The 24,223-nt window shown below is 51.0% G+C and carries 17 protein-coding genes; 11 read left to right on the forward strand and 6 right to left on the reverse strand.

Features of this window, described 5'->3' with window-relative positions:
• Together HQ41_RS02025 and HQ41_RS02030 are read right to left on the reverse strand one after the other, a co-directional pair.
• Entirely contained in the window at positions 1-810 is an 810-nt protein-coding gene (locus HQ41_RS02025; protein WP_152567306.1) for a DUF5689 domain-containing protein, read from the reverse strand.
• 39 nt (positions 811-849) lie between these two features.
• Positions 850-3,594, reverse strand: coding sequence for a TonB-dependent receptor (locus HQ41_RS02030; protein ID WP_235316878.1), 2,745 nt, complete (start codon positions 3,592-3,594; stop codon positions 850-852).
• Between the two features lie 207 nt (positions 3,595-3,801).
• Between HQ41_RS02030 and HQ41_RS02035 the strand changes: the two genes are divergently transcribed.
• From HQ41_RS02035 to HQ41_RS02060, 6 genes are all read left to right on the forward strand, one after another.
• Complete coding sequence (locus tag HQ41_RS02035) at positions 3,802-4,845, forward strand: endonuclease/exonuclease/phosphatase family protein (protein ID WP_044187199.1); 1,044 nt, start codon at positions 3,802-3,804, stop codon at positions 4,843-4,845.
• Between the two features lie 903 nt (positions 4,846-5,748).
• Positions 5,749-6,114 (forward strand): DUF3276 family protein, encoded by a 366-nt coding sequence (locus HQ41_RS09240; protein WP_052405234.1) that lies wholly within the window; start codon positions 5,749-5,751, stop codon positions 6,112-6,114.
• A 12-nt stretch (positions 6,115-6,126) separates the two neighbouring features.
• Positions 6,127-6,552, forward strand: a complete 426-nt coding sequence (locus tag HQ41_RS02045; protein WP_044187201.1) for a hypothetical protein — start codon at positions 6,127-6,129, stop codon at positions 6,550-6,552.
• Positions 6,553-7,866, forward strand: coding sequence for a tRNA (N(6)-L-threonylcarbamoyladenosine(37)-C(2))-methylthiotransferase MtaB (gene mtaB / locus HQ41_RS02050; protein ID WP_044187203.1), 1,314 nt, complete (start codon positions 6,553-6,555; stop codon positions 7,864-7,866).
• Positions 7,867-7,879: 13 nt separating this feature from the next.
• Entirely contained in the window at positions 7,880-8,797 is a 918-nt protein-coding gene (locus HQ41_RS02055) for a lysophospholipid acyltransferase family protein (protein ID WP_044187205.1), read from the forward strand.
• Positions 8,798-8,801: 4 nt separating this feature from the next.
• On the forward strand, positions 8,802-9,827 hold the full coding sequence (locus tag HQ41_RS02060) for a glycosyltransferase family 2 protein (protein WP_044187208.1): 1,026 nt from the start codon (positions 8,802-8,804) through the stop codon (positions 9,825-9,827).
• Here the strand turns inward: HQ41_RS02060 and HQ41_RS02065 are convergent.
• From HQ41_RS02065 to HQ41_RS02075, 3 genes are all read right to left on the reverse strand, one after another.
• Positions 9,824-10,471 (reverse strand): carbohydrate-binding family 9-like protein, encoded by a 648-nt coding sequence (locus tag HQ41_RS02065; RefSeq protein ID WP_044187210.1) that lies wholly within the window; start codon positions 10,469-10,471, stop codon positions 9,824-9,826. The genes HQ41_RS02060 and HQ41_RS02065 overlap by 4 nt on opposite strands.
• A gap of 32 nt (positions 10,472-10,503) precedes the next feature.
• Positions 10,504-11,154 (reverse strand): LysE family translocator, encoded by a 651-nt coding sequence (locus HQ41_RS02070; RefSeq protein WP_044187213.1) that lies wholly within the window; start codon positions 11,152-11,154, stop codon positions 10,504-10,506.
• Between the two features lie 123 nt (positions 11,155-11,277).
• Complete coding sequence (locus tag HQ41_RS02075; protein ID WP_044187216.1) at positions 11,278-14,256, reverse strand: putative LPS assembly protein LptD; 2,979 nt, start codon at positions 14,254-14,256, stop codon at positions 11,278-11,280.
• Positions 14,257-14,643: 387 nt separating this feature from the next.
• On the opposite strand from HQ41_RS02075, the gene HQ41_RS02080 reads away from it, so the two are divergent.
• The 5 genes from HQ41_RS02080 (at position 14,644) to HQ41_RS02105 (ending at position 22,984) form a co-directional block, all read left to right on the forward strand.
• Positions 14,644-15,060 carry a hypothetical protein gene (locus HQ41_RS02080; protein ID WP_044187220.1) on the forward strand — a complete coding sequence of 139 codons (417 nt, stop codon included), beginning with the start codon at positions 14,644-14,646 and terminating at the stop codon, positions 15,058-15,060.
• Positions 15,061-15,814: 754 nt separating this feature from the next.
• Positions 15,815-17,614 (forward strand): translational GTPase TypA, encoded by a 1,800-nt coding sequence (gene typA, locus HQ41_RS02085; protein WP_044187223.1) that lies wholly within the window; start codon positions 15,815-15,817, stop codon positions 17,612-17,614.
• A 153-nt stretch (positions 17,615-17,767) separates the two neighbouring features.
• The gene (locus tag HQ41_RS09245; protein ID WP_081964721.1) at positions 17,768-19,354 is read left to right on the forward strand and encodes a DNA/RNA non-specific endonuclease; all 1,587 of its coding nucleotides are present in this window, start codon (positions 17,768-17,770) and stop codon (positions 19,352-19,354) included.
• 139 nt (positions 19,355-19,493) lie between these two features.
• Complete coding sequence (locus tag HQ41_RS02100; protein WP_044187226.1) at positions 19,494-20,468, forward strand: GSCFA domain-containing protein; 975 nt, start codon at positions 19,494-19,496, stop codon at positions 20,466-20,468.
• A 26-nt stretch (positions 20,469-20,494) separates the two neighbouring features.
• Positions 20,495-22,984, forward strand: a complete 2,490-nt coding sequence (locus HQ41_RS02105) for a bifunctional UDP-N-acetylmuramoyl-tripeptide:D-alanyl-D-alanine ligase/alanine racemase (RefSeq protein ID WP_044187230.1) — start codon at positions 20,495-20,497, stop codon at positions 22,982-22,984.
• Between the two features lie 180 nt (positions 22,985-23,164).
• On the opposite strand, the gene HQ41_RS02110 is transcribed toward HQ41_RS02105, so the two are convergent.
• Positions 23,165-23,683, reverse strand: a complete 519-nt coding sequence (locus HQ41_RS02110; protein ID WP_081964722.1) for a histidinol phosphate phosphatase — start codon at positions 23,681-23,683, stop codon at positions 23,165-23,167.
• Positions 23,684-24,223: the final 540 nt, after the last annotated feature.

Here is a 24,223-nt window from a genome sequence, read left to right on the forward strand (position 1 = left end):
TTAGAAGCGAGCAGCACTCATCTTGGCGTCCGACTCTCTGAGTAGGAGCAGCTGAGGCGTGTCACGGAAGTAGCTCAAGATAGCCGTTATGCTACCCGAGCCTTGAGGGAGCTTACGACCAGCAAACTTGGCATAGCTACTGGTGCGTACGATGATGGTTTTGCCAGTCCGATCCACTAGAGTGCGATTGACGTACCCTTGGCTTTTTCGGTCGTCTGGTGCTGCATAGGTTTGGTTGAGCTCGCTCTCGAGGAATTGCACCCCCTCAATGCGCACGAGTGTACCTGCGTATTGGGGGCTTACACCCGAGATGCTCAGTGAGCGAGGCTCTATGGAGCCGCTCTTGACGAAGAATAGAACCTCGGGGACGAGCTTCTCGGGGAAAAATGCCGTTTCATACTTGGGGTCAAGAGATCTATAGCCAAGGTTGATATGATGGGCATAGCGGCCGAGGGTCATACCACGAGTTCGCAGATAAATCTTGCTCCCCTGCGGATAAATAGTGCTAAGGTTACCCAAAGATAGCTTGAGTTCTAGACCTCCTGTTTCGTCCTGTATGTAGCAGGTGCGGTAGAGGTTGCCCTCGGTGTCGTCCGAGGCCATCGTGGCACTCACGATCACATCTTCGGCGATAGTGAGAGGCGAGCCGGGGTAGAGGGCTTTGAGCTGAGCTACCGTATGAGTAGGTTTGAGCTTCTCAATCAAGTCCTGCCCACTTTGGGGGGCTGGTTCGTCTGGTCTATTGTAGTTGCAAGCTGTCGTTAGGCCGAGTATCATAGCTAGGACAGCCAATGTTTGATGCCATTTCATAATCTGTATCATATATTATGTGTCTGAAGAACCTATACCCTAGAACTGAAGCGACGTGTTGAAGAAGAAGTTCGTCCCATAGAGGTAGTAGTACTTGGAGGCGAATGGTGTATGTAGGGTGCTTTCGCCTGCCTCGTTGGTGTAGGAGCGTGTACGTAGCTGCTCAAAGCCTCCGCTGTGGATCTGTTTATTGTTGAGTACATTGCTCACCGATAGGTTGAGGCGGAGGAATACATCACGCTTGATACGCCATGAATAGCCTGCGAAAAGATCTACCGTGAACCCATCTTTGAGGCGCTCGGGCAGGATCTTGCTCTCTGGGAGGAAGGCACGACTAGCATCGGTGCGAGGTACAGGAGCCATGGAGATGTAGTTGCGTCCAAAATAATTGGCATTGATCCCAAATGTTCCGTACCAAGGGGCTCGATAGGTTAGACCAAGCGTGGCAGCCGTCTGTGGCGTTCCCGAGATATTGAGTCCCTTCCAGTACACGACATCTTGCTCGACGATGCGGTTTACGTTGTCGATCGTCTGGATATACTCAGGGTTGCTGTCGTACTCATACTGCCCCAGAGCCATAGCTCCATTGAGTGTGAGAGTAGGGGATAGCTTGGCCTCTAGGCCAACCTCGGCTCCGATGTGTCGGGTTGCAATGCCCGAGAGGGTGTAGTTGGAGAAGGCGGCATGCTGGTCGGAGTAGAAGTTCATCGTACGGGTCTTGTCTGCAATTCGGGTATAGAATGCAGTCAAGCGACCACGTAGCCAAGGTAGACGAACCGCATAGCTCAGATCGGCCGAGAGCATGCGCTCGCTCTTGGGATCTGAGATACGTGTATCTCGAGTACGAGGAGAGATAAATACACTAGTGAACGTAGGGGCTTGCTCCACGTAGGCGGCATTGAGCAGGAGGAAGTGTTGGCCGCTGATCTTGTAGGTTAGCCCAAGTTTAGCCGCAAGGTCGGTGAAGTCCGTGCGGGGAGAAGCTCCTAGTGAATTGTTGGGGAATAGACCTCTCTGCTGATTGCCGTGTCTATACATAGAGGTGTATGTGAGCGATACGGCTGTGTAGGCATCGAAGTGGCGGAAGTTGTATTTGAGATTCAGCCAGCCCTGCGCTCTGTCGATAATGGCATCGTAGTCGTAGCCGAAGCGGTCCCCCTCTCGGGCGATGCGGTCAGGGTTGCGCAGATCCATTTGAGCCTTGCTAGGGTCACCCCCGAAATCTCGATCTGCGAATTTGTCAATGTCGTACACATAGTCCGCCCCTAGTAGATCACCTACTTTGGTGTACTGCTCTGTACGATTGTGGCGGTAGTTGACGCCTGCATCCAGCCTAAGCCAGTCGTTCGCGATCCAGTTGAGTGAGGAGGCCAGAGCAAACTCCTGCTGGTCGCTGTGGCGTCGCTCTATCATATAGAGTGCACGCTTACCCTCGGCCAGTAACTTACCCTCCGAGTTGTAGAGAGGAGCAGTATTGCTGCGGTTGATTTGGTAGAGCTTCTCCCAATTGATGTAGCGTGTATTGGGGTCGCTTAGCCAGTAGTCCTCGTACAGCAGGGCCGTTTCGGGGTCTTCTTTGCCCGGAGTAGCCATTTCTGTGAAGTAAGATGGTAGATAGCGGTAGTAGTCTGGGCGAGGGTCGGGAGCATTGTACCAGTTGAGCGACGAATAGCTGTTGTAGCCGAAGCGGTAGCTCGCAGTCGTGTTGATTTGTAGATGTTTGGCTAGATTGTCGTAGTAGTGACTGAGCTGTACGACGGGCTCGTGGTTATCTCGCTCACGAGCATTGCGCCAGTTACGCCCTTGGCGCCCCATGTTGGGGTTGTAGTAGTTGGAGCCTACTAGATCATATGCCTCTTGGGTCGATGCGCTCGCTACGCCTCGGCGTGTGGGAGCACCGAAGGCAACCAAACCGATGCTGTGGTTGTCGCCGAGTTGCTTCTCTATGGCTAGGAAGTAGCTACTGGCATCGTAGTGTTGCCCTCGTACATAAGAGTATAGTCCATTGCCCCAGCGTCTGCTACCAGAGAGAGCCAGTGACCAGCCGTTTTGCATACGCCCCGTAGTCCAAGAGAAGATAGCACGGTTGCTGTAGGTCCTATTACTATTGGAGTAGGTTAGGCGTCGCTGAGCTCGATATTTGGAGGCTCTCATTTGTAGATTGCTTGTCAGACCAATTGTCCCGACAGCCACATCTATTGGCTCCAGCGTTTCGCTTAGACTTTGGTTGCGGGTCATATCGTTTAGCCCACCCCAGAGCGACCATACCGAGTAGCCTGTATTGAGGTCGTTCATCGGGATACCGTTTAGGTACTGAGCTGTGTAGGGAGAGTCGTAGCCTCGGCGGTTGAAGCGAGCTGGGCTGAAGGCGAAGCTCGCTGCGTTGTTGAATGGGTCTTGGCTCGCAGATAGTAGCGACCCAAGATCAGTACGTGAGCTGCCGCCCTCGGATAGATCCTCTACTATGTCTAGATCTTCGGTGGAGAATCCTTGTGCGTCTTGTATGGGTGCAAGGCGTAGCAGTGGGAGCTTGGCTCCCGAGGCTGTCTGTATGTATTCGAATTGCTGTGCCTCATAGCCGGGCGCTGTGATGGTGATCGTGTAGCGTCCCTGAGGTAGCTTCTCGAGTGTGTAGTATCCGTTACGGTCGGTTTGCAGTCGTGTGCGTACGGGCCCCCACACGGAGATTGATACGCCCTCCACCGACTTGCCACTAGCTTGGTCTACAACCTGCCCTCGCTGCGTCTGTTGAGCAGAGAGTGAGCCAGCGGTTATTAGACCCATTGCCAATACTGTAAGTAATCGCTTCATGTCTATACATTATATAAGTAGGTAAGATCCGATACAATCATCTAGTTACACGGACGTTCCCATTGAAATTCAGCTTCTAATAAGTTTTATTAAATTTGCCCCAAGTCGAGAAAGTCCAAGTAATCAATCAGATCTTTGACTGGCTCAAAGTTATGAATTTTATATTAAAGCTCTTTTGTTATGCGGAAGCTAATGCTCACAGCATCTCTAGCCCTGATGCTTCTAGGCGTCGGGCAAGGATATGCACAGAAGTATGCCAAGATCTCAGTGGCGTTCTACAACCTCGAAAATCTATTCGACACTCAAGATGGCCCCAACAACGATGCCGATTTTTTGCCCAATGGCTCTAATCAATGGACGCCAGAGCGCTATCAGATGAAGTTGGATAATATGGCTGCGGCGATCAATCAGATTGCCGAGGATAGAGCCCCCGATATCCTTGGGGTCTGCGAGCTAGAGAATAGGCAGGTGCTTGAAGATCTGATTGCTCACCCTACGCTTGCTGCTCATGGTTATAGTATCGTACACTTCGACTCGCCAGATAGACGTGGTATCGACTGCGCCCTGCTCTATAGAGGTTCTGTGTTTAAGTTTACAGATGCTCGCCCACACCCCGTCAATATCTCGGGCGAACCAGAGATCAAGACTAGAGATGTGCTGGAGGTCAATGGGACTATCCTAGGCGAGCCCGTCAGCATACTTGTCGCTCACTGGCCTAGCCGTGCAGGAGGGGAGCAGATCTCGCTTAATAGACGTATGTCGGCGGCCAAAGTGATGAAGCGGGTGACGGACTCGCTTACGAGCATCGGAGCAGACCAAAAGGTCATTCTCATGGGCGACTTCAACGACGATCCCGTGTCGCCTAGCCTGACCAAAGGCTTGATGAGTAAGAATCAGCTCGACGAGATCCGAGAGGGAGATCTATTCAATGTCATGGCCAAGCTACATCGCCAAGGGTTAGGTACTTTGGCCTATCGTGATGTGTGGAACTTATTTGACAACATCGTCGTGACCAGCAACCTCATCGGTTCGGATCTGTCTACGCTCAAGCTGCTCGAGGATAAGACGACGAAGGCCTATGGGCGCATCTGCAACTCTTCTATGCTGACGCAGAAGACTGGGCAGTTTAAGGGGTATCCCTTCCGTACTTTCAGCTATGGACAGTTTCAGAATGGTTACAGCGATCACTATCCTGTCTACGTTTATCTAGTTAGACAGCTCTAGTCTGTTGGTTAAAGTCCCTCTGTGCTGGAGTTTCTTGAGGGCTTTTTTGCATATTATAGGCGATGTGTCGAGATGTAAGTTTCGGCACATCGCTTTTTGTGTTTGGGAGAGTTCGCTGGTAGGAGAGGAGCTGTTGTAGGATTTATTGCTGCAGCAGCCTGCGTAAAGAGTACGAGATGTGTCAATGGAAAATGCAGAGATTGAGCCAAGGGTGCCACAAATTAGGTGTCTGATCTCAGGCAGACGACTAAATTCGTGCGGAGCAAACTTCGTAGACCCCACAGCCGTTTATGCATGATGCAGGTCGTCCACTAGCCATATTCTGGTGAACGGCTTTGGGCTTGCTAGCAGTAGTCTTTGTATAGGGGGACGAGCGCCCTGCGCTTTCTTGGGCGGAAACTTTGGAGCAAGCTTAGCTCTACATAGAGATAGGCTTGCTCTATGTAGAGGTAACCTTGCTCTATATAGAGCTAAGTTTGCTCTAGAGAATTTTGCCGCTTAACCTATCTTTGCCATCGCTAATTTCTCGGCCTTTTGTCCCTCTCGTGGTATCCTATACCTTGTCGAGAGCTTGAGTGTCTGCTAGGCTTCGAGTCTGTGCGTATATAGGCGTAAGTTTCTTTGCACCCAATTGTGTGAAAAATATCGTTGGCGGCTGATCTGTTTAATTCGCTTTTAACTAGGGGAAAAGGCTTATTGTGTTGGTCTTGTTTATCAAAAAATAACATATAAAATGATGTTTCTTGCTCGATTAGTGTTTAGAAATATTAACTAATGACCAAACAAAAAGTACTATATTGGTAGTTATGATGTAGAATGCACCTCGCTAGGGAACAATTTTAATAGGTGGATTAGGTCTCAATAATGATAACTCTTAATACAACTAGAGGAAGAGATTATAGTATGAAAGAAAAAGAATATTCGGCATCTAAGGAGCTTTTCTCCAAGTGTGTCAAGGCTGGATCACGTTTCTATTATTTAGATGCGAAGCAGGATCAGCAGGGGAATAACTATTTGGTTATCTCCGAGAGTCGTATCAATACCCGTACTGGGCAGAGAGAGCGCCAGCGTGTCTTTGTCTATGAGGAAGATATCGACAAGTTTGTACAAGGACTTGAGGAAGTTATTAGTACCTTTGGTACACTTTCGGGTCAAGAAGCCGAAGAGGAGAGAGGTGTGGGGCTAGATCACACAGCAGGAATGGATAGTGCTATTACTCCAGTGAACATACCTGATGTGGATCAGTTCCTACAAGAGGAGATGGAGTAATATTCACATACAATGACGAAAATATCACATAGAGGACTCTACATCATAGCTAGCCTGCTGTGGCTTGTTGCAGGCGCCAAGGTACTGTATATTGCTTACGGGGTCTGGAATCTTGCCTCTTCGGCCAAGATTTACTGGGCTTTTGGGGCGTACATCTTCTTTGCTCTGGGGATATTCCCTAGGGTCGTGGCCAAAAATATCAAGGTAATACAGCAGAGTGGTCGGGAGTTTCTGCCAATTTATCGCTGTTTTACCCCATCATCATGGGCGATTATGGCCTTCATGATGACCCTAGGTATTGCTCTACGCTACTCGGGGCTCGTTAGCTATACTTTCATTGCTGGCTTCTATACTGGGTTGGGCATTGCGTTAGTGGGTTCTATTCGCACCTATCTTATGCTTATCTTTGCCCCTCGCTCTAGCAATAATCAACATTAGATGACAGATCACTCTATATTTGAGAACAAAACTGCAGCCTACTATACACTGGGTTGTAAGCTAAACTTCGCAGAGACCTCTCACATCGGGAGGTCTTTGTTGGCACAAGGCGTGCGCACTGCGCGCACGGGAGAGCATGCCGATATCTGTGTGATCAATACTTGTTCAGTGACGGAGCTGGCGGACAAGAAGTGTCGCTATATGATTCGTAAGGCCCATCGAGAGCACCCCGGGGCTTTCGTCGTGGTAACGGGCTGCTATGCTCAGCTTAGCCCAGAGGAGGTCGCCCAGATCGAGGGCGTCAATTTGGTACTTGGCTCCGAGCAGAAGCTCGATGTCGTGCACTATCTTAGTCAGCTGGAGCTGAGCCGAGAGCAAGATCAAGCTCAGACGATTACGACGGCGACCAAGGATATTGAGCACTTCCACATCAGTTCCTCGAGCGACCAGCGTACCCGCCACTACCTCAAGGTGCAGGACGGATGCGACTACCACTGTACCTACTGCACTATCCCCAAAGCACGAGGCCGTAGCCGTAATGGCTCTATTGCTCAGATTGTGCAGGAGGCTCGACGCATCGAGCAGTTGGGGGGCTTGGAGATTGTACTTACAGGGGTGAATATCGGAGATTTTGGTCGTAGCACAGGAGAGAGTTTCCTCGATTTGCTCAAGGCTCTCGATACTATCTCTGGTATTCGGCGCTTCCGTATAGGCTCGATTGAGCCAAATCTGCTCACAGAGGATATTATTGATTTCTGTGCCGAGAGCCAACGTATAGCACCACACTTCCATATCCCTCTGCAGAGTGGTAGTGATGAGGTCCTCAAGCTGATGCGTCGTAGATACGATACTGCACTGTTTTCTCGTAGAGTCGCCTATATCCGAGAGCGTCTGCCCGAGGCTTTCATTGGGGTAGATGTGATCGTGGGTACTAGAGGCGAGCTCCCAGAGTACTATGAGGCTTGTGTAGATTATCTCACAGAGTTGGACTGCTCTCAGCTCCATGTCTTCAGCTATTCCGAACGGTCAGGTACGATGGCTCTGCGCATTGCCCATAGCGTAGACCCAAGAGAAAAGCACAGGCGTAGCCAGAGATTGCAGAGGCTCTCGGAGGATAAGCTCAGGGCATTCTACGAGGCCAATATAGGTCGAGAGATGCGTGTGATCTGGGAGGAGGGCAATGACGATGGCTGGATGACGGGCTACTCCGACAATTATGTACGTGTTGGCCGCCCATATCAAGCCGATCGGGTCGGGTCAATGGAGCTGGTACAAACTACAGGGCTGAGCGATACGGGATTATTCCTAATCTAACTACCTTTGCGGTATGAAATACCAGTTGTACAAGTCCTTTTTTGCTCTGCTCAGACGTCTGCCTTGGGGCGTACTCACAGCCCTGAGCAAAGGTATTGCTGCACTGCTTAGAGGCCCCATAGCCTATCGCCGTGCTGTGGTCTACGACAATCTCAAGCGTAGCTTCCCCGAGAAGAGTACTGCCGAGCTAGAGCGTATTGCTCACGACTTCTATGACCATTTGGTTTTTCAGTTCCTTTCTTCTCCCAAATTACTAGCTCAGCCCACCGAGGTCATTAAGCGGGAGCATATGCTTGTCGAGGGTATGGAGATCTTCGCCATGCTCAAAGCAGAGGGCAAACCTCTCTCCCTTGTTCTCATGGGGCACTGTGGTAATTGGGAGTTGTTCAGTGCAGGACAAATCTACTTCGACGAGATTGGCATTCAGCAGGAGCAGCTCTACCGCCCCCTCAAAGATGAGGCGCTAGATCGGGTACAGCTAGAGATGCGCTCTGCACTCGGCTCGATGACGACCCCCAAAGACCAAGTCGGTAGACGATTGATTCAGCTGATGCGTCAGAGCCCAGACTCTGGGCATACCATTGCTTTCATCGCAGACCAGACACCCGGGCAGGACGGTCGAGTGGGCCTTTGGGCAGATTTCCTCAATCAGCCTACTGCGTTCCTCGACGGAGCGGAGCGTTTGGCTGCCAAATATCAGTTGCCCGTGGTGTATATGGACGTCGTTCGTCATAACAATCGTTGTTATACTGGCCGAATGAAGCTGTTGAGCGCTACCCCACACTTGCTGCCAAGGCATGAGCTCACCAAGCTCTATATCCATGAGCTGGAGCAAACTATTCGGCGAGATCCCGCCTGCTGGCTCTGGAGTCATCGCAGGTGGAAGCTCAAGCCCCCCGAGGCGCAATCCACTCCCTCTCAAATCAACTAGTCCGATGGAAAGACTCAGGCGTGTAGCTGTCGTTGTCTTGAACTGGAATGGCCGTAGACTGCTCGAGCAGTTTATGCCCTCTTGGGTTGCGTTTACGCCAGCCGAAGCGGAGCTAATCATTGTTGATAACGGTTCGTCCGATGATTCGGTCGCCTATTTACAGAGCCATTATCCCGATGTTCGATGTATTGCATTTGACCAAAACTATGGGTTTGCCCTCGGTTACAATAGGGCAATAGAGATGCTTGAGCACTCGGTAATCGTCCTCCTCAACAGTGATGTGGCCCTGACCGCAGGCTGGCTCGATGAGCCTCTTGCTTTGCTTGAACACTCTTCGGACATCTCGGCAGTACAACCCAAGATACGTGCCTATCGTTCGCCTGAGATGTTTGAGTATGCAGGAGCTGCTGGAGGCTATCTAGATGTATATGGTTACCCATTTTGTCGGGGGCGTATCTTCGATACCTTGGAGGCGGATAGGGGGCAGTATGATGAAGTTGCGACAGATCTGCTCTGGTCATCTGGTGCGTGTCTGATCATTCGCCGAGAGGCTTACTTGCAGGCTGGGGGGCTCGATGCTCGCTTCTTCGCGCATCAAGAGGAGATAGATCTCTGTTGGCGTGTAGTAGCTCGGGGAGGGAGAATTGCTCTAGCTCCCCATTCGATAGTCTATCATGTGGGAGGTGCTAGTCTAGCAGCGGAGCATCCGCGCAAAACCTACCTCAACTTCCGCAATAATCTGCTTATGCTCTACAAAAATTTACCCGAAGCACGCCTTGAGGCAGTACTTCGGGTACGTATTTTGTTGGATTGTTTGGCTCTATTGGTCTTCTTGCTGCGTGGGCAAGTGCGCCATGCTAGGGCAGTTTGGCAGGCGCATAGAGATTATCGTACGATGCGTCCCGACTTCGAGGCTGATCGACGAGAGAACTTAGCCCAAACAAAGGTTCCGAACCCCGAGGGTATCAAAACATTTAGTCTGCTTCGCCGATATTACCTTAGCGGACAGAAACATTACAGCCAACTCTAGGCTTGCTCAAAAATCAGCTCACCAAAAAACTGAGGTCTGTGAAAGGCTGGTTGCTCCTCTACGATTGGCGACCAAGATAGGTAGTGTGGGTGTGCTGTACCGTCTGCACACTTGTAGAAGTTAGCTCGCATTGACTGTGGGCGCTCTCCCTCGGCATATCCCATGGTTGTCCATGGGATTAGGGCAGTTAGCTCCCACGTATGCAGGCCTGTTTGGTCTAGCTTCTGATCGGCATACGTAGCATGGCGGCGGATTGTCGCAAACTCCTCAGCAGTGAAGCCAGTCCCTTCGCCAACTCTTGGGTGATGAGAGGCGTAGCAGACACCTGCTGCATTAAACTCGAAGTTGATATAGGCTTCCCCCTCTTCACGTTGCATGAAAAACTCCACACAGCTATCCTCGTGAACATAGTGACCATCTCCCTCCGATAGTGTACGTAGATCTAGACCTCTGACGAAGTAGTGCAGAGCAATACCCTCATGGCAGTGGGCAATATCTACCACCGCTATCGGTTGATATGGGAAGTCGGCCTCCCATGGTAAGGTGTCAATATGTAGGCGACGCCCTCTGCTCTCGAGAAGAAGCGGGAGGTCGGTCATAGAAGTTGAGGATAGATCGACGAATGGGATAGTTGTTCTTTTCATATTAATGTAGCTGTTTCGTTGGTTAGACGCCACTAATAGTGAGCCAAGTAATAGGACTCAATCCCTGTATAGATACCAATGATGGCGATGATGAATAGGATTGTCGCTACACCACGGCTAATCCACATTACACCACGGTCCCCCATACGCTGTGAGAGTTTCGTAACCAAGTAAGTCAGCAGTACCCACCATAGCATACAGCCGATGCCTATGGCCGTCAGGGCAAGGGCTAGTTCTAGCCCGGGCGTGCTACTCTCTCGGACAAATCCGAAGCGCGTATATAGTGGTAGGATCAAGAGCATGATGAAAGGGTTCGAGAGTGTGACGAGGAAAGCCGTTACGACTTTGCGCAGGCCATGTATCTTGCTGAGGCGCTTGGTGGGTTGATGCTTGACGCCCTTGCCAGCATTGCGAAAAACCACATAGCAAAAAATCATAATAATCACTCCGCCCAAAATGCGCAGAGCGGCATCGTACGCATTGACGAAGTCCAAGACTAGGCCCACACCTAGGTAAACAACAAAACCATATAGGACATCGCTAATCATGGCTCCTACACCTGTGAGCAAACCTTCCTTGCGTCCGCCATATATGGTCTCTCTCAGGCACAACAAACCCACAGGTCCTAGTGGAGCTGAGATGATAATACCTATGATGATACCTTTAATTAGTGTCAGTAACATGCAAGTTCTTTCTAGATGTTGCCTCTAGTTCATATCGTTTCTTAGGGAACATCTTTGCAAAGGTACGGAAAAAGTGACGAAGTCTACCGCTCTGTACAATAGAGTTTCCAAACTTAGACCTTACTAATACCAGACTGATGGGTTAGGACGGCTATGCTTGTCGTACTTGAGGTCCTTGAGTAGTGAGCTCTTGACTCCGATAGTCAGATTGTAGCTCTTGTACGGGCCAAACGGAATGGCACTAGCAGTGAAACTCCAGCAGTGTAGGTCTCGGCTGATGCCGAGGGTCATGTTGGCTATCTTCTTGCTGAGGAAGTCATAGCTCGCATTGAAGTTGAACGACCAATTTTTCGTTGGCTGTATACTGCCCGAGAACATTAAGCTGTGGGTTAGCCCATAGTTATACTCGTCACGATCGAAGTCGAAAGTCGTTCGGTTGAGATTGACCCCATAGCTGATTGAGAGATTCCAAGGTACAGAAGCTATACCGTAGCCGTCTGCATCGTACTGTATATCGTCTTGATTGCCATACATCGATCCTCCGTCTTGACTAGCATTCTGATTGGCTGCTATCTCTCCCAGAGATGTATCTCGGTTCGTTTGGTTGGGTCCCTGCATATTGTCGGTGCCTTCGCCCGAGTCTTTCCCCGATCTGTTACCTTGTTTGTCCTTGTCCTCGCCACTGAAGAGCTTCATGAGCTTCTCGAAAGTGCCATTATTGAAGGTATAGCTAAATGATGTCCCCGTCCCTCTGAGCGAGCCAATTCCTCTGCCGTTGAAGACACGTAGCTTATTGAGTCTTATTTCTCGCTTCGTCCCATCGGGGCTAGTCGTATGCCCGTACATATAAGGGTCGAAAGATCCGCTGAGGTTGAGGTTGAAGCTCTTGGAGAGCTTGAGGTTGATACGTGCATTGATGTCGCTCAGCTGAAACGAATCCGCTGCCATATTATAGCTTGTGCTGACGGAGAAGTTATCGATAAGGCTGACTTTCTTGAAGCTCTCTACCGTATCTTGCTTACTGCGGATCTTTGCTTCGATATTGTTGTCTAGGCTGAAGTTGAGTGATGCACTCTTGCCTCGGCCTGCTCCTCCGAAGATATGATCATCGCTAAAGAGCGAGTAGATCTCTTGCTTTCTATTACCATTCTTGTCTGTGTACTCGATGTGCCGCCAAGATCCCCAGAAGTCTTCGCTGAAGTCGGGGCGGTAGCTGATCCCGATGCTTGGAGTCATACGATGGCGAATCATCTGCAATTTGTCGCCGAAGATACGCCAAGGCTTGAAGAAACCATAGAGTGTGGTATTGAGGCTAGCCGATGTGCTGAAGTCGTAGGATCGGTTGAAGCCGTACTTCCTTTTGCTTACAAGCCTGTCTTGCGTGGGGTCGTACTCTTTGACTGACTTGTAGCTATACCAGCGCTCCGTATAGTTGGCGCTAAGCGTCATATCTATATAGTCAAATATCTTGTACGATGCCGAGATCGGAATGCTGTGGCTGACACCATTGCGCCAGTCCTTGATGAGGTTCTTCTTGAATACTTCGTCTTCTTTGGCCGAGATACTATTGCGTAGTTGTCCTGAGTAGCTGAGTCCGATCTTCTCGTACCACCGTTCTTTGCCCACACGCTTCTTCCTTTTGAATGGGAAGATACGGTTCATACTTACCGAGATATTGGGCGAGGTAAGGGCTACCTCTTTGGTCGATGAGGTCTGAGAGGCATCGATTGAGGCTGAGAGGCGGAATGGTGTGCCGACGAACGTACGGCTATAGTTGATAGATGAGCTCTTGGTGTTCTGACCAGAGAGATTGGGGTTGTAGAGCGTGTTGAGTGAATTGTGGTTGTAGCTACTGGTGGAGAAGTTCACACTTGCCGAGAAGGTCTGGTTGGGGTTTGCCTTGGCGTCCTGCGAGTGCGTCCAATTGATGCGGAAGTCTTTGGTCGAAGTGAAGTCGCCTGCCACATCTTCGTCACCCGTTTTGGTAACGATGTAGCTGAGGTTAAATCCGCCATTGTAGCTATAGCGTTTGCGATAGTTGGAGCTAGCATTTACCCCCCATGAGCCCCGGCTGTACCAGTCCCCTGTGATCGCTAGATCTACATAGTCGTTGATCGCCCAGTAGTAGCCTCCCTCTCGCAAGTAGAGGCCTCGCTGTGCTTCCTCTCCGTACTTAGGCATGATGATCCCAGAGGAGTAGGAGCTAGAGAACGGGAAAAATCCGAAAGGCAAACCAATAGGTAGCGGTACGCCTAGGATCTCTAGATAAGATGGCCCTGCGACGATATTCTTACCCGTGCGTACCTTGGCTCTGGTGAGTTTTAGGCAGAAGTGGGGGCTCTCTAGGTCGCTACACGTGGTGTAGGTGCCACCCTCCATGTACATGTGCCCCTCTGTATCCTTTTTCGTGCGCTCAGCCACGACATAGCCCTCACCTTGTTTGGTTACGGCCCCAGTGATGAACCCTTTGGCTGTCTTGAAGTTGTAGTTCATCGTCTTGGCTTCATAGCTTTGGTCGCCGTCCCTAAACTTGGGGTGAGCCGTAGGGCGACCGAGGCTGTCTAGTACGTAGTGAGCGTAGACAAGGTTGCTGTCTACATTCATACGCATAAAGTTAGCTTCCAGTCCTTTGTCCTTGTAGTCCACTGTACTTGGCCCAAAGAGATATGCTAGATTGGATCCGATCATGACGATAGAGTCCTTGGCCTTGTACTCGATGATGTCGTCGAAACCATCTACTACGGGGTTGCGCTTGCTGCTATCTGCTTGGTTCTGTAAGCTATCGACCACTGAGATGCTGTCTGCTACGGTAAGGCTGTCTGTCCTAGGGCGTAGGGAGTCTATGAAGATGCTATCTAGTAGGCGAAGGCTATCGTTGGTTGCCGAGAGGCTATCGATGCGTAGAGAGATCGTGTCAATAGCCTTTGCAGGGCTGTCGGGTACTGCGAGAAGGATTGTATCGAGCGTATTGCCTTGCTCTGCCTCTACCTTGGGAGATGCAAGGGGTATAGGACGGCGAAAGACGCAGGCCGATAAAATAAGGATTAGGAGGATTCCTAGTGGGATTGTATATTGTTGATACCGCTTGCGGTTCTTAGACATATCCGTTCTATTCTTACATTCTTCCGAAGAAATAACGAGCAAAGATACATATATAGTCTTTAATACTCATGGCCGATAAGACGCATCTAGGTAAATCCTAGCTATAAGTTTAGTGGATTGGTACTAGATACTGAAATCCAATCTTCTAGGGTAGGGCTGTTTATCCTTTCTAGTGGAGGTCTAGATGCGAGAGGGCAGGGGATAGGAGGATCGAGCAAAGCTAGTTCTGGACCCTAGGGATTGGCCTTTTGTTATCGAAGTTCGTATTTTTACGCTGATTGGCAGGTTGTTGCCCACGCACCTTGAGATTGCATACGATTTGTGTGGGCGTGTAGAGCTGCCGACTGAGAGTTTGTGTTTGATATGATCCCCAACCTAAAAGAGGCAATGAAGAAGAAAACAGCAAATAAGCCTAGAGAGGAGAAACTCTTCTTGGGTAAGTACAAGATTGATCGGCGAGGTGTAAGGGTAGATGCCTACTATGTCGATGAGGCAGAAGCGGAGGCCTATTGTAGAGATAGAGAAGCTCTGGCAGAGCGAGCCATTAAGTTCTTCTCGACCTACTGCACTATGGTGGCTCGTCACTGGGCTGGTAGCGAGGACGGTGAGGCAGTCGTGGGCTACGATGCCCAAGATCGTATACTCTCGCTCATACACCTCGACCCCTTGGGCATACAGATGCATCTAGAGTGTCCAGAGGACAAAGATTTTGAGGAAGCACTACTCTACCACAATATGATGGATCGGCAAGATTACGAGAGGCTACGAGAGCAGAAGCCCCAAGAGGATAACTCTCGTTCGTAGTGCCCAAGGCTCGTCGCTCTCCTCTAAGTGTGCCAGCCCTTGGCAGGAGAGGTAGGCCTTGGCTTACCGCTACGATATCCTTGCTCCCCAATTTTAGAGCTATTTCTGCAAGTGGCGATATTTATATTTTTGATCACTTTTCAGAATGTCTATGGGAAAGTCTTTCGTGGCTTGATGAAAAAAGTATAGATCCCGTATTTGCCCCCTAGGAGGGGCTACACGGCGTTTAGAGTCGTTTCGGCTCTCTCGCCCCATAGTCGGAGAATCCCCCTCTTAAACATGGTTTTTTTAATGTGCTGATAACCAGATGTCTGGTTTTGTGTTTTGCGCCAGATAGTCAGATTGTCCCTTCCATCTCGGTTTTTCTTCCCATTAACTTGATCAGATTGATGGACATCTCCTAGAGTATTAGTCCATCAATTGCCGGGAGTTAGTCCTTCAATCTTTCCACGATCACCTATCGCTTCGGCTCAACCTCTTGGGCATCATCTCTGGTTTGGTGCCAAGGAGTTTACAGTCCTTAACGCAAATGTATCAAGACCGAGCAACTGCGCATATGGTATGATGCTCCCTCCGAGTGAACGTAATCTGGCTGGCAAGCACAGCCTAGCTCGGAGCTTCTGGAACTGCATAGATGCTCTATGCTAGTCAGTCCCTCGTGACAACCCCTTCTATTCCTACTTTCTAGTGGTGATTGTTGATGTAGTGCCCTCAGATTTTGTATTACCTTTGCAGCCAAGAATTAATGAGATAAATGCAAGATATTAGAAACATTGCCATCATCGCCCACGTAGACCACGGTAAGACTACACTCGTGGATAAGATGCTACTGGCAGGGAAACTTTTTAGAGACGACAAAGCCGCTGAGGTAGACACCTACCTAGATAATAATGATCTAGAGCGTGAGCGAGGCATCACGATCCTATCGAAGAATGTGAGCATTCGCTACCGTGATGTTAAGATCAATATCATAGACACGCCCGGGCACGCCGATTTTGGTGGCGAGGTGGAGCGTGTACTTAACCTAGCAGATGGCTGTCTACTTCTCGTAGATGCTTTCGAGGGGCCAATGCCTCAGACTCGTTTCGTGCTACAAAAAGCCATTGAGATGGGTCTGAAGCCCATCGTTGTGATCAACAAGGTTGATAAGCCCAACTGCCGCCCCAGTGAGGTGCAGGATATGGTCTTCGACCTGATGTTTAGCCTCGGAGCAAGCGAGGACCAGCTAGACTTCGAAACAATATATGGCTCCGCCAAGCAGGGCTGGATGAGCAAAGACTTCAACGAGCCTACCCAAGATATCACCACACTGCTCGACACAATCCTTGAGCAAATCCCCCCGCCCGAGCAGATTGACGGCCCTAGCCAGATGCTCATCACTTCTCTAGACTTCTCTAGCTATGTGGGGCGTATTGCCGTGGGACGTGTGCACCGTGGTACATTCAGAGAGGGGCAGGACGTGATGCTCTGCAAGCGTGATGGCTCGACCAGCAAGATGCGCATCAAGGAGGTTAATATCTTCGAGGGGCTAGGACGCACTAAGGTAGACTCCGTTTCCTCGGGAGATATCTGCGCCCTAGTGGGCATTGATGGCTTCGAGATAGGCGAGAGTATTACCGATGTTTCTTGCCCAGAGGCTCTAGAAACGATTGCTGTCGATGAGCCTACGATGAGTATGCTCTTCACGATCAATAATTCGCCCTTCTATGGCAAGGAGGGTAAGTTCGTTACTAGCCGCCATATACATGATCGCCTGATGCGTGAGCTAGACAAGAACCTTGCGCTGCGTGTAGAGCCAGCCGATACGGCCGATAGCTGGCTCGTCTATGGGCGAGGCGTGCTCCATCTCTCGGTTCTCATAGAGACGATGCGTCGAGAGGGGTATGAGCTACAAGTAGGTCAGCCTCAGGTGATCATCCGTGAGATAGACGGCGTCAAGCATGAGCCTATCGAGCACTTGACGGTCAATTTGCCCGAAGAGAGCGCCAGCAAAATCATTGACATGGTCACTCGCCGCAAGGGAGAGATGACGATGATGGAAACTAAGGGAGATAGGACTTTCCTCGAGTTCAACATTCCCTCTCGTGGCATTATTGGGCTAAACAATGCGGTACTGACAGCCTCGGCAGGCGAAGCAGTCATGGCGCACCGCTTCCTTGAGTATCAGCCATGGAAGGGAGATATCGACCGGCGCAACAATGGCTCGATCATAGCCCTAGAGACGGGTACAGCCTTTGCATACGCACTCAACAACTTGCAGAGTCGTGGACGCTTCTTCATCTCTCCACAAGAGGAAGTTTATGCTGGCCAAGTCATCGGCGAACACAGCAAAGAGGGCGATTTGGTGGTCAATGTCTGCAAGAGCAAGAAGCTAACTAATATGAGAGCCTCGGGCAGTGATGACAAAGTAGCGCTCGCGCCACCCGTAGTATTTAGTCTGGAAGATGCGCTGGAGTACATCAAGCCCGACGAATATGTGGAGATTACACCACACTCGCAACGTATGCGTAAGATTATCCTTGACGAAACGGAGCGCAAACGACTCAACCGCTAGGTATCTTAGGATCACTAAAAGCAATCACAATTATGTACAACGCAGAAGCTGTAGAAAATGATCGTCTTTCGGATTAGGCTACGGCTTCTGCATTTTTGTCTAACTATGAAGAAGTAATTAATTGATTTTTAATACTAATTAATCGTTATTTCCATGAAACGATCAGTTAAACACTTGCTTTGGGGACTAATATGTTCCGCAGTTCTCGTCTTACCCTTCAGTGCTTGTACGCCAGAGAAGATCATTGAGCGTATAGAGGTACGTAAGGGTAGTGTCATTCATTCGGGGCAAGGTGCTCCAGCTCCAAGTTTGGGAGAGGTTGGCGACTACTACATCGACCTGCTGACTTCGGAGTTGTATGGAGCCAAAACGGCTCTAGGCTGGGGCAAGCCGATCAGCCTCAAGGGCATTGCCGGTCAGAAAGGAGAGAAGGGCGACAATGGTCAGAATGGCCAAGACGGCGCTAAGGGTGACAAGGGCGATCCCGGCCGTGACGGCAAGAACGGTCAAGACGGCGCTAAGGGTGACAAGGGCGATCCCGGCCGTGACGGCAAGAATGGTCAAGACGGCGCTAAGGGGGACAAGGGCGATCCCGGCCGTGACGGCAAGAATGGCCAAGACGGCGCTAAGGGGGACAAGGGTGATCCCGGTCGTGACGGCAAGAATGGCCAAGACGGCGCTAAGGGCGATAAAGGCGATCCCGGCCGTGACGGCTCTCGCATCTACGGAGGTCAAGGAGCTCCACAAGACAATCTCGGTAAGGAAGGCGACTGGTACATCGACAAAAAGAATAAGCGCCTCTATGGCCCTAAGACTGAGGCTGGCTGGGGTAATGACTATATAGATCTGTCTTCAGGTGGCGGAGGGCATCAGCCTAATCCCAACCCCGACGGACCTGACACACCTCCAGCTCCCCCAACGCCTCCAACACCTCCAGCAGACAACGAAGACTTCCCGCTCGAAGGCGTGCGCTACGAGCTACCTAGATGGATTATGGGCGCAAACATCTACAACATCACTTACACACTGCAAGACGGATCGGTAAACTACTCAACCGAATACGATACCGACATCCGTCACCCTCGTTGGGTAGCGTTCACTTTCGACAGCCACAACTCTGTTAAGGGCAAAGGAGTGAAGCGTAGTGGCAAATGGCTATGGGACTCTACGCACATTCCTCAATCATGGAGCACGGTCGATCTCTTTGCACAATGGTATCCGCACAACAATCAATTGGATCAGAACAGCTATGACCGTGGGCACATGGTGGCCTCCAATGATAGGCGAATGACGCAAGAAGCAGAGAAGCAAACGTTCTATTTCTCGAATGTGAGCCCACAGCTCTCGGACTTCAATCAAGGCTATTGGCAGCATCTAGAGGATAAGGTGCAGAAGTGGGGGAGAGATAATAGCTTCAGAGATGTGATGTATGTCGCCAAGGGCGGTTCGATTAAGAGCGGCACGTACACGTTACCCGAAGGAGTACCAATGGCAAGGCCAAGCTACTACTGGATGGCGATGCTCGTTCGTAAGGGGACTACAGTCCAAGCTTTAGCCTTCTGGGTGGAGCATAAGATATATGGTAGGAAGAAAGCGAACTTCCCTGCTACTGAGTCGGTAGTCATCTCCATCGACGAGCTGGAGGAAAAGACAGGGCTAGATCTATTCTACAATCTGCCCGATAAGTTGGAGAAGCGGGTCGAAGCTCAAGCGCCAGATCTCACGTTCTGGGAGGGCTAGCATAGCTTAGATACGTATCATACGAAGTAAGGCGAGTTGATAGAGGGGGCTTTGGCTCTCCTCTATCAACTTGTTTTGTATAGACACAGAGCTAGCTGGCTATTTAGTACTTTTGTCGTATATAAATAGAAGACAAGCAATGACACAGCTACAGACAGTCGTTAAGACGCCTCGTCGCACCTTCGACCCACTAGACTACGGGCAGGGAGTGATGAGTCTAGGCTCGTGCTTTAGCGAGCACATCGGAGCCATGCTGCGTGATGCTGGGCACAGCATCGTGATTAATCCCTTCGGCATACAGTACAATCCGCTCTCTATCTTGAGGTCGCTCATGCGGCTTATGGAGCATAGAGCCTACACCCTAGACGAGCTTATCGAGCACGATGGTCTATTCCACAGCTTCGATCACCACGGAGCTTACTCCAGTGCAGACCCCGATAGAGCCCTTAGTCTGATCAATGCCGACTATGAGCGAGCTGTGCAGGCCCTGCCGAAGACCTCTTTCCTCCTGCTCACTTGGGGCACTGCCTTCGTCTACTACCTCAAGGAGAGTAGCCGAGTGGTCAATAACTGCCACAAACTCCCCGACTACTACTTCCAGCGCCGCCTCCTCTCGGTGGGCGAATTGGTCGCTCCGTGGCAGGACGTGCTCGGCACACTACTGGCCAAGTGCCCCGAGCTACAGATTATTACCACGATTAGTCCCGTGCGTCATCTTAGGGACGGAGCGCATGGCAATCAGCTGAGCAAGGCTACGCTGATGCTGATGAACGAGGAGCTACACAAGCTATTCCCCGATCGCATACATTACTTCCCTGCATACGAGATCGTACAGGACGAGCTGAGAGATTACCGTTTCTACGCCGAGGATATGCTGCACCCCACTGCCCAGACGGCACGTATCGTGGGCGATCGCTTCGTCCAGTGGGCTTGCTCGCCCGAGTGCTTGGAGGCCATGACGCATCTGGCGCGTCTGCGTAGCGAGTACCAGCATCGCCCTTTGCATGCCGATCACCCCGAGGCTGACCTTAGACGAGAGCAGCTACTCGTGCGCCTTAGAGCCTTCGAGCGCCGCTTCCCCGAGGCGGACTTGTCTTCGTGGTTCTCCGATTAGATCAATTATAATATGAGTATTGTACTATGCATATAACATCAGACGCTCTTGCCGATCTCCTCTCCGCCCGACAAGCTCGGTTGGTACAGAGTGAGGAGCTACACATATGGCTAACCGATAGCCGCTCGCTCTCTAGAGCCGACGGTACTGCGTTCATCGCCATACGCACCTCATCGGGCGATGGGCACCGCTACATACGAGAGCTGTACGAGAGAGGTGTGCGTACCTTCATTGTTGAGGACGACTTCGCCGCCTATCTGTCGAGTTGCCCCGAAGCCAATTTCGTTCGGGTCGAGCACTCCATTCGTGCGCTCCAGAGGCTGGCGGCATATCATCGTGCGCATTTTGACCTGCCTGTGGTCGGCATTACTGGCAGCAATGGCAAGACCATAGTCAAAGAGTTTCTCTATACGCTACTGCGCCCCTACTACAAGCACATCTGTCGCTCGCCTCGTAGCTACAATTCGCAGATTGGCGTTGCCCTATCCTTGCTGGAGCTGGAGGCATCGGACGAGCTGGCACTCATCGAGGCGGGCATCTCTTATCCCGGTGAGATGCAGGCTTTGGCCGATATGATTGCGCCCTCGGTGGGCATACTGACGAGCTTGGGTAGTGCGCACGCCGAGCATTTCGCCTCGGCTCAGGCGCTTCTAGACGAGAAGCTCAAACTTTTCGCTTCGGTTGAGTCTATTATTGCTCCGCTTGATTACCCGCTCATCGGTGCCAGCCTCGAGCGCTTGGGGCTACTTGGGCGTCTGCGTGGCTGGAGCCGTACCGATCGCTCTGCCCTGCTCTGGCTAGAGCAGAGCCAGAAGTGTGGCGACGAAACGCTACTGCGCATACACCACTCGGGGCAAGTCTACGAGGCACTACTGCCCATGAGCGACGAGGCGAGCATAGAGAATGCGCTGACGTCGCTCTCTGCGATCGCTGTACTATGCCCCGATCATCTGCCTACTGCCATCGGTCTGCTGCACCGCTTGCGTCCTGTGGAGATGCGTCTGGAGGTTAAAGAGAGCTATCGAGGCAATACGATCATCAACGACTCCTATTCCAACGATCTCGATGCCTTGCGTATGGCGCTCGACTTCCAGCGCAGACGTGTGCAGAGCTCCAATGCCAAGGCTGTGGTCGTCTTGTCCGACATAGAGCAGAGCCCCCTCTCTGCCGACGAGCTCTACGCTCAGGTGGCGGAGCTACTCGAGGCCTATCAGGTCGCCGAAGTCTTCGCTGTCGGGCCTACTATCGGCAGGTTGCTCGAGCAGCGCCGTTCGTTTGCCTGCACGCACTTCGCTACGACCGAGGAGCTACTTGGCTCATCTGCTCTGTACGATCTGCATAGGGCTTGTATTCTGCTCAAAGGAGCTAGAGTTTTTGGCTTCGAGCGCATCTATCGAGAGCTCTCTCGCCTAGAGCATCAGACTACGCTCGAGGTCAATCTCTCGGCAGTGCGCCACAATCTAGCCTACTACCGCTCCCTGCTACCACGTCAAGGGCGGATTATTTGCATGATTAAGGCCGACGGCTATGGCATCGGAGCCCTCGAGCTAGCACGCACACTTGAGGAGAGCCGTGTGGACTATCTGGCCGTGGCGGTGGCTGATGAGGGCAAAGCACTACGCTTGGAGGGGATCCGTAGCCCTATCATCGTGATGAACCCGGAGCTATCGAGTAGCGAAACACTCTTCCAATACAATCTAGAGCCCGAAGTCTACAGTCTGGCTCTGCTTAGTGGTCTGATCGAGGAAGCCGAGGCACGAGGCCTAGAGCGTAGACCCATACACATCAAGATAGATAGTGGTATGCACCGCCTAGGCTTCTCGCTCGATGAGCTGCCACAAGTGCTCGCCCTGCTCGAGCGAACCGAGAGCCTATCGGTGGCGAGTGTATTCAGCCATTTGGCCTCGGCAGACGAAGCAAGGTGGGACGACTTCACCAAGGCACAGGCGGACTATCTGCTCGAGGCGCACGCAACCCTTGAGCAGGGACTCGGCTATCGCCCCCTGCTTCATCTGCTCAATACGGCTGGTCTGGAGCGGTTCGCTGCCCAATATGCCTTCGATATGGCTCGGCTAGGCATCGGTCTGTATGGCGTTAGCCCTACGCAGCAGCCCAACCTCAAGTCTGTGGCTCGCCTCTCTACTACTATTCTACAAATCAAAGACGTCGGACTTGGCTCGATGGTAGGTTATGGTTGTCGGGGGGAGGTGGCTCGTCCCACACGCCTAGCCGTTATCCCCATTGGCTATGCCGATGGTTTTAGGCGTATGCTGAGCAATGGTGCGTGGTCTGTGGCCGTCAGAGGTCGGCTGTGCCCAACTATCGGCAACATCTGCATGGACGCTTGTATGATTGATATAACCGATGTGCCAGAGGCCAGAGAGGGCGATCGGGTCCTCATCTTCGCAGACGAGGCGCGCTCGCTCGAGCAGATGGCACAGGCTTGTGGCACTATTAGCTACGAGATACTCACCACACTCTCGCACCGCATACAGCGGCTCTACTACCAAGAGTAGTCGGTAGGCGACCGAGAGCACGACATACCAAAGGGGCTGCGTCTAGATAATACTTAGACGTAGCCCCTTTGGTGTACTCTTTAGGATAAGTCATTCGGCCCTACTGGACGCTGTGTAGGTCACGGAGTGCCTTGTGTAGAGTCGCTCGCTTGCGATGTTTGTCTTGGAGCTTAGGCGAGTTTACAAGCCTGCCTCTGGCAGTTTGCCACCGCCACCACTACTGCTGTCGCTGCCACTGCCAGAGTTGCTGCCACCACTGTCGGTGTCGCTTGGCGGTGTGTCGATGCTTTTGCGGGCTTTGACGAGTGTTTGCTCATAGCTCACGTTGCTAAGGGCGAAGTATTTGCGTGATGCACTAAGCCGCACGACGGGTTTAGTGATGTGCACATTGGCATTGAACTTCTCTTTGCCCTTCTCAACTAGCTTACTCTGAAATGACGGACTGAGCGTACCGATGTCCCCAAAGTCCACAATATCGCCGTTCTCCACGTGCTGCTTCGCAATCTCGGCAGCTAGACGAAGCACTGCCTCCACCTCTGCGCCGGTAAAAGTGGTTGCACGAGCCACCTCCTCGCAGAAGTTGCGATGATCAATACGTTTTCTACCAGTGGGACGAGCTTGTAGGACAGTCTTGCCTGCCATCTTCCCGAAACTTGCTTTCCGCTCAACGAGTACGTAAGCCAATGGTCTATTAGCCATAATAAATTGTATATGCCTTCATGATGTTTTTCCTCTAGAGAAGTTGAAGGCTTTACCCTCACTAGAGTGCTTTTCATAAGGAAACAGACAAATGTATAACAAATATCCGAGCCAAACCAATAGATGGCATGGATTGTGGTGCGATTTTTTTCGGCTCAAAAAAGTGTTAATTACAAGTGCGAATAATCGGACTAACGCCCCCCGAAAATCATTCAAAAAAATGCTAAAAAATGCACTGACATCTCAAACAAAAAATTCAGACGTCTCAATCCGAAAATTGAGACGTCTGAACAGCACGATTGAGACGTCTGAATTTTCGGATTGAGACGTCTCAAATTTTAGGCTTTGATAGGTCTATGCTAAGTCAATGATAACTAGGTGTTTGTGAAATGATGCTTGGAGAAGTCGTTGAGGCCGATATTTCTCTAGAGTAGCGACACCAATAGCTTGCTTATAAGACGTCTGCTCTAGAGCTAAATGATGCGTATTACTGACTAATGAGTACTATAATACCAGAAGGTAAGTAATAGATGAAATCAA

The organism is Porphyromonas sp. COT-290 OH860, assembly GCF_000768935.1.
Taxonomy (GTDB): domain Bacteria; phylum Bacteroidota; class Bacteroidia; order Bacteroidales; family Porphyromonadaceae; genus Porphyromonas.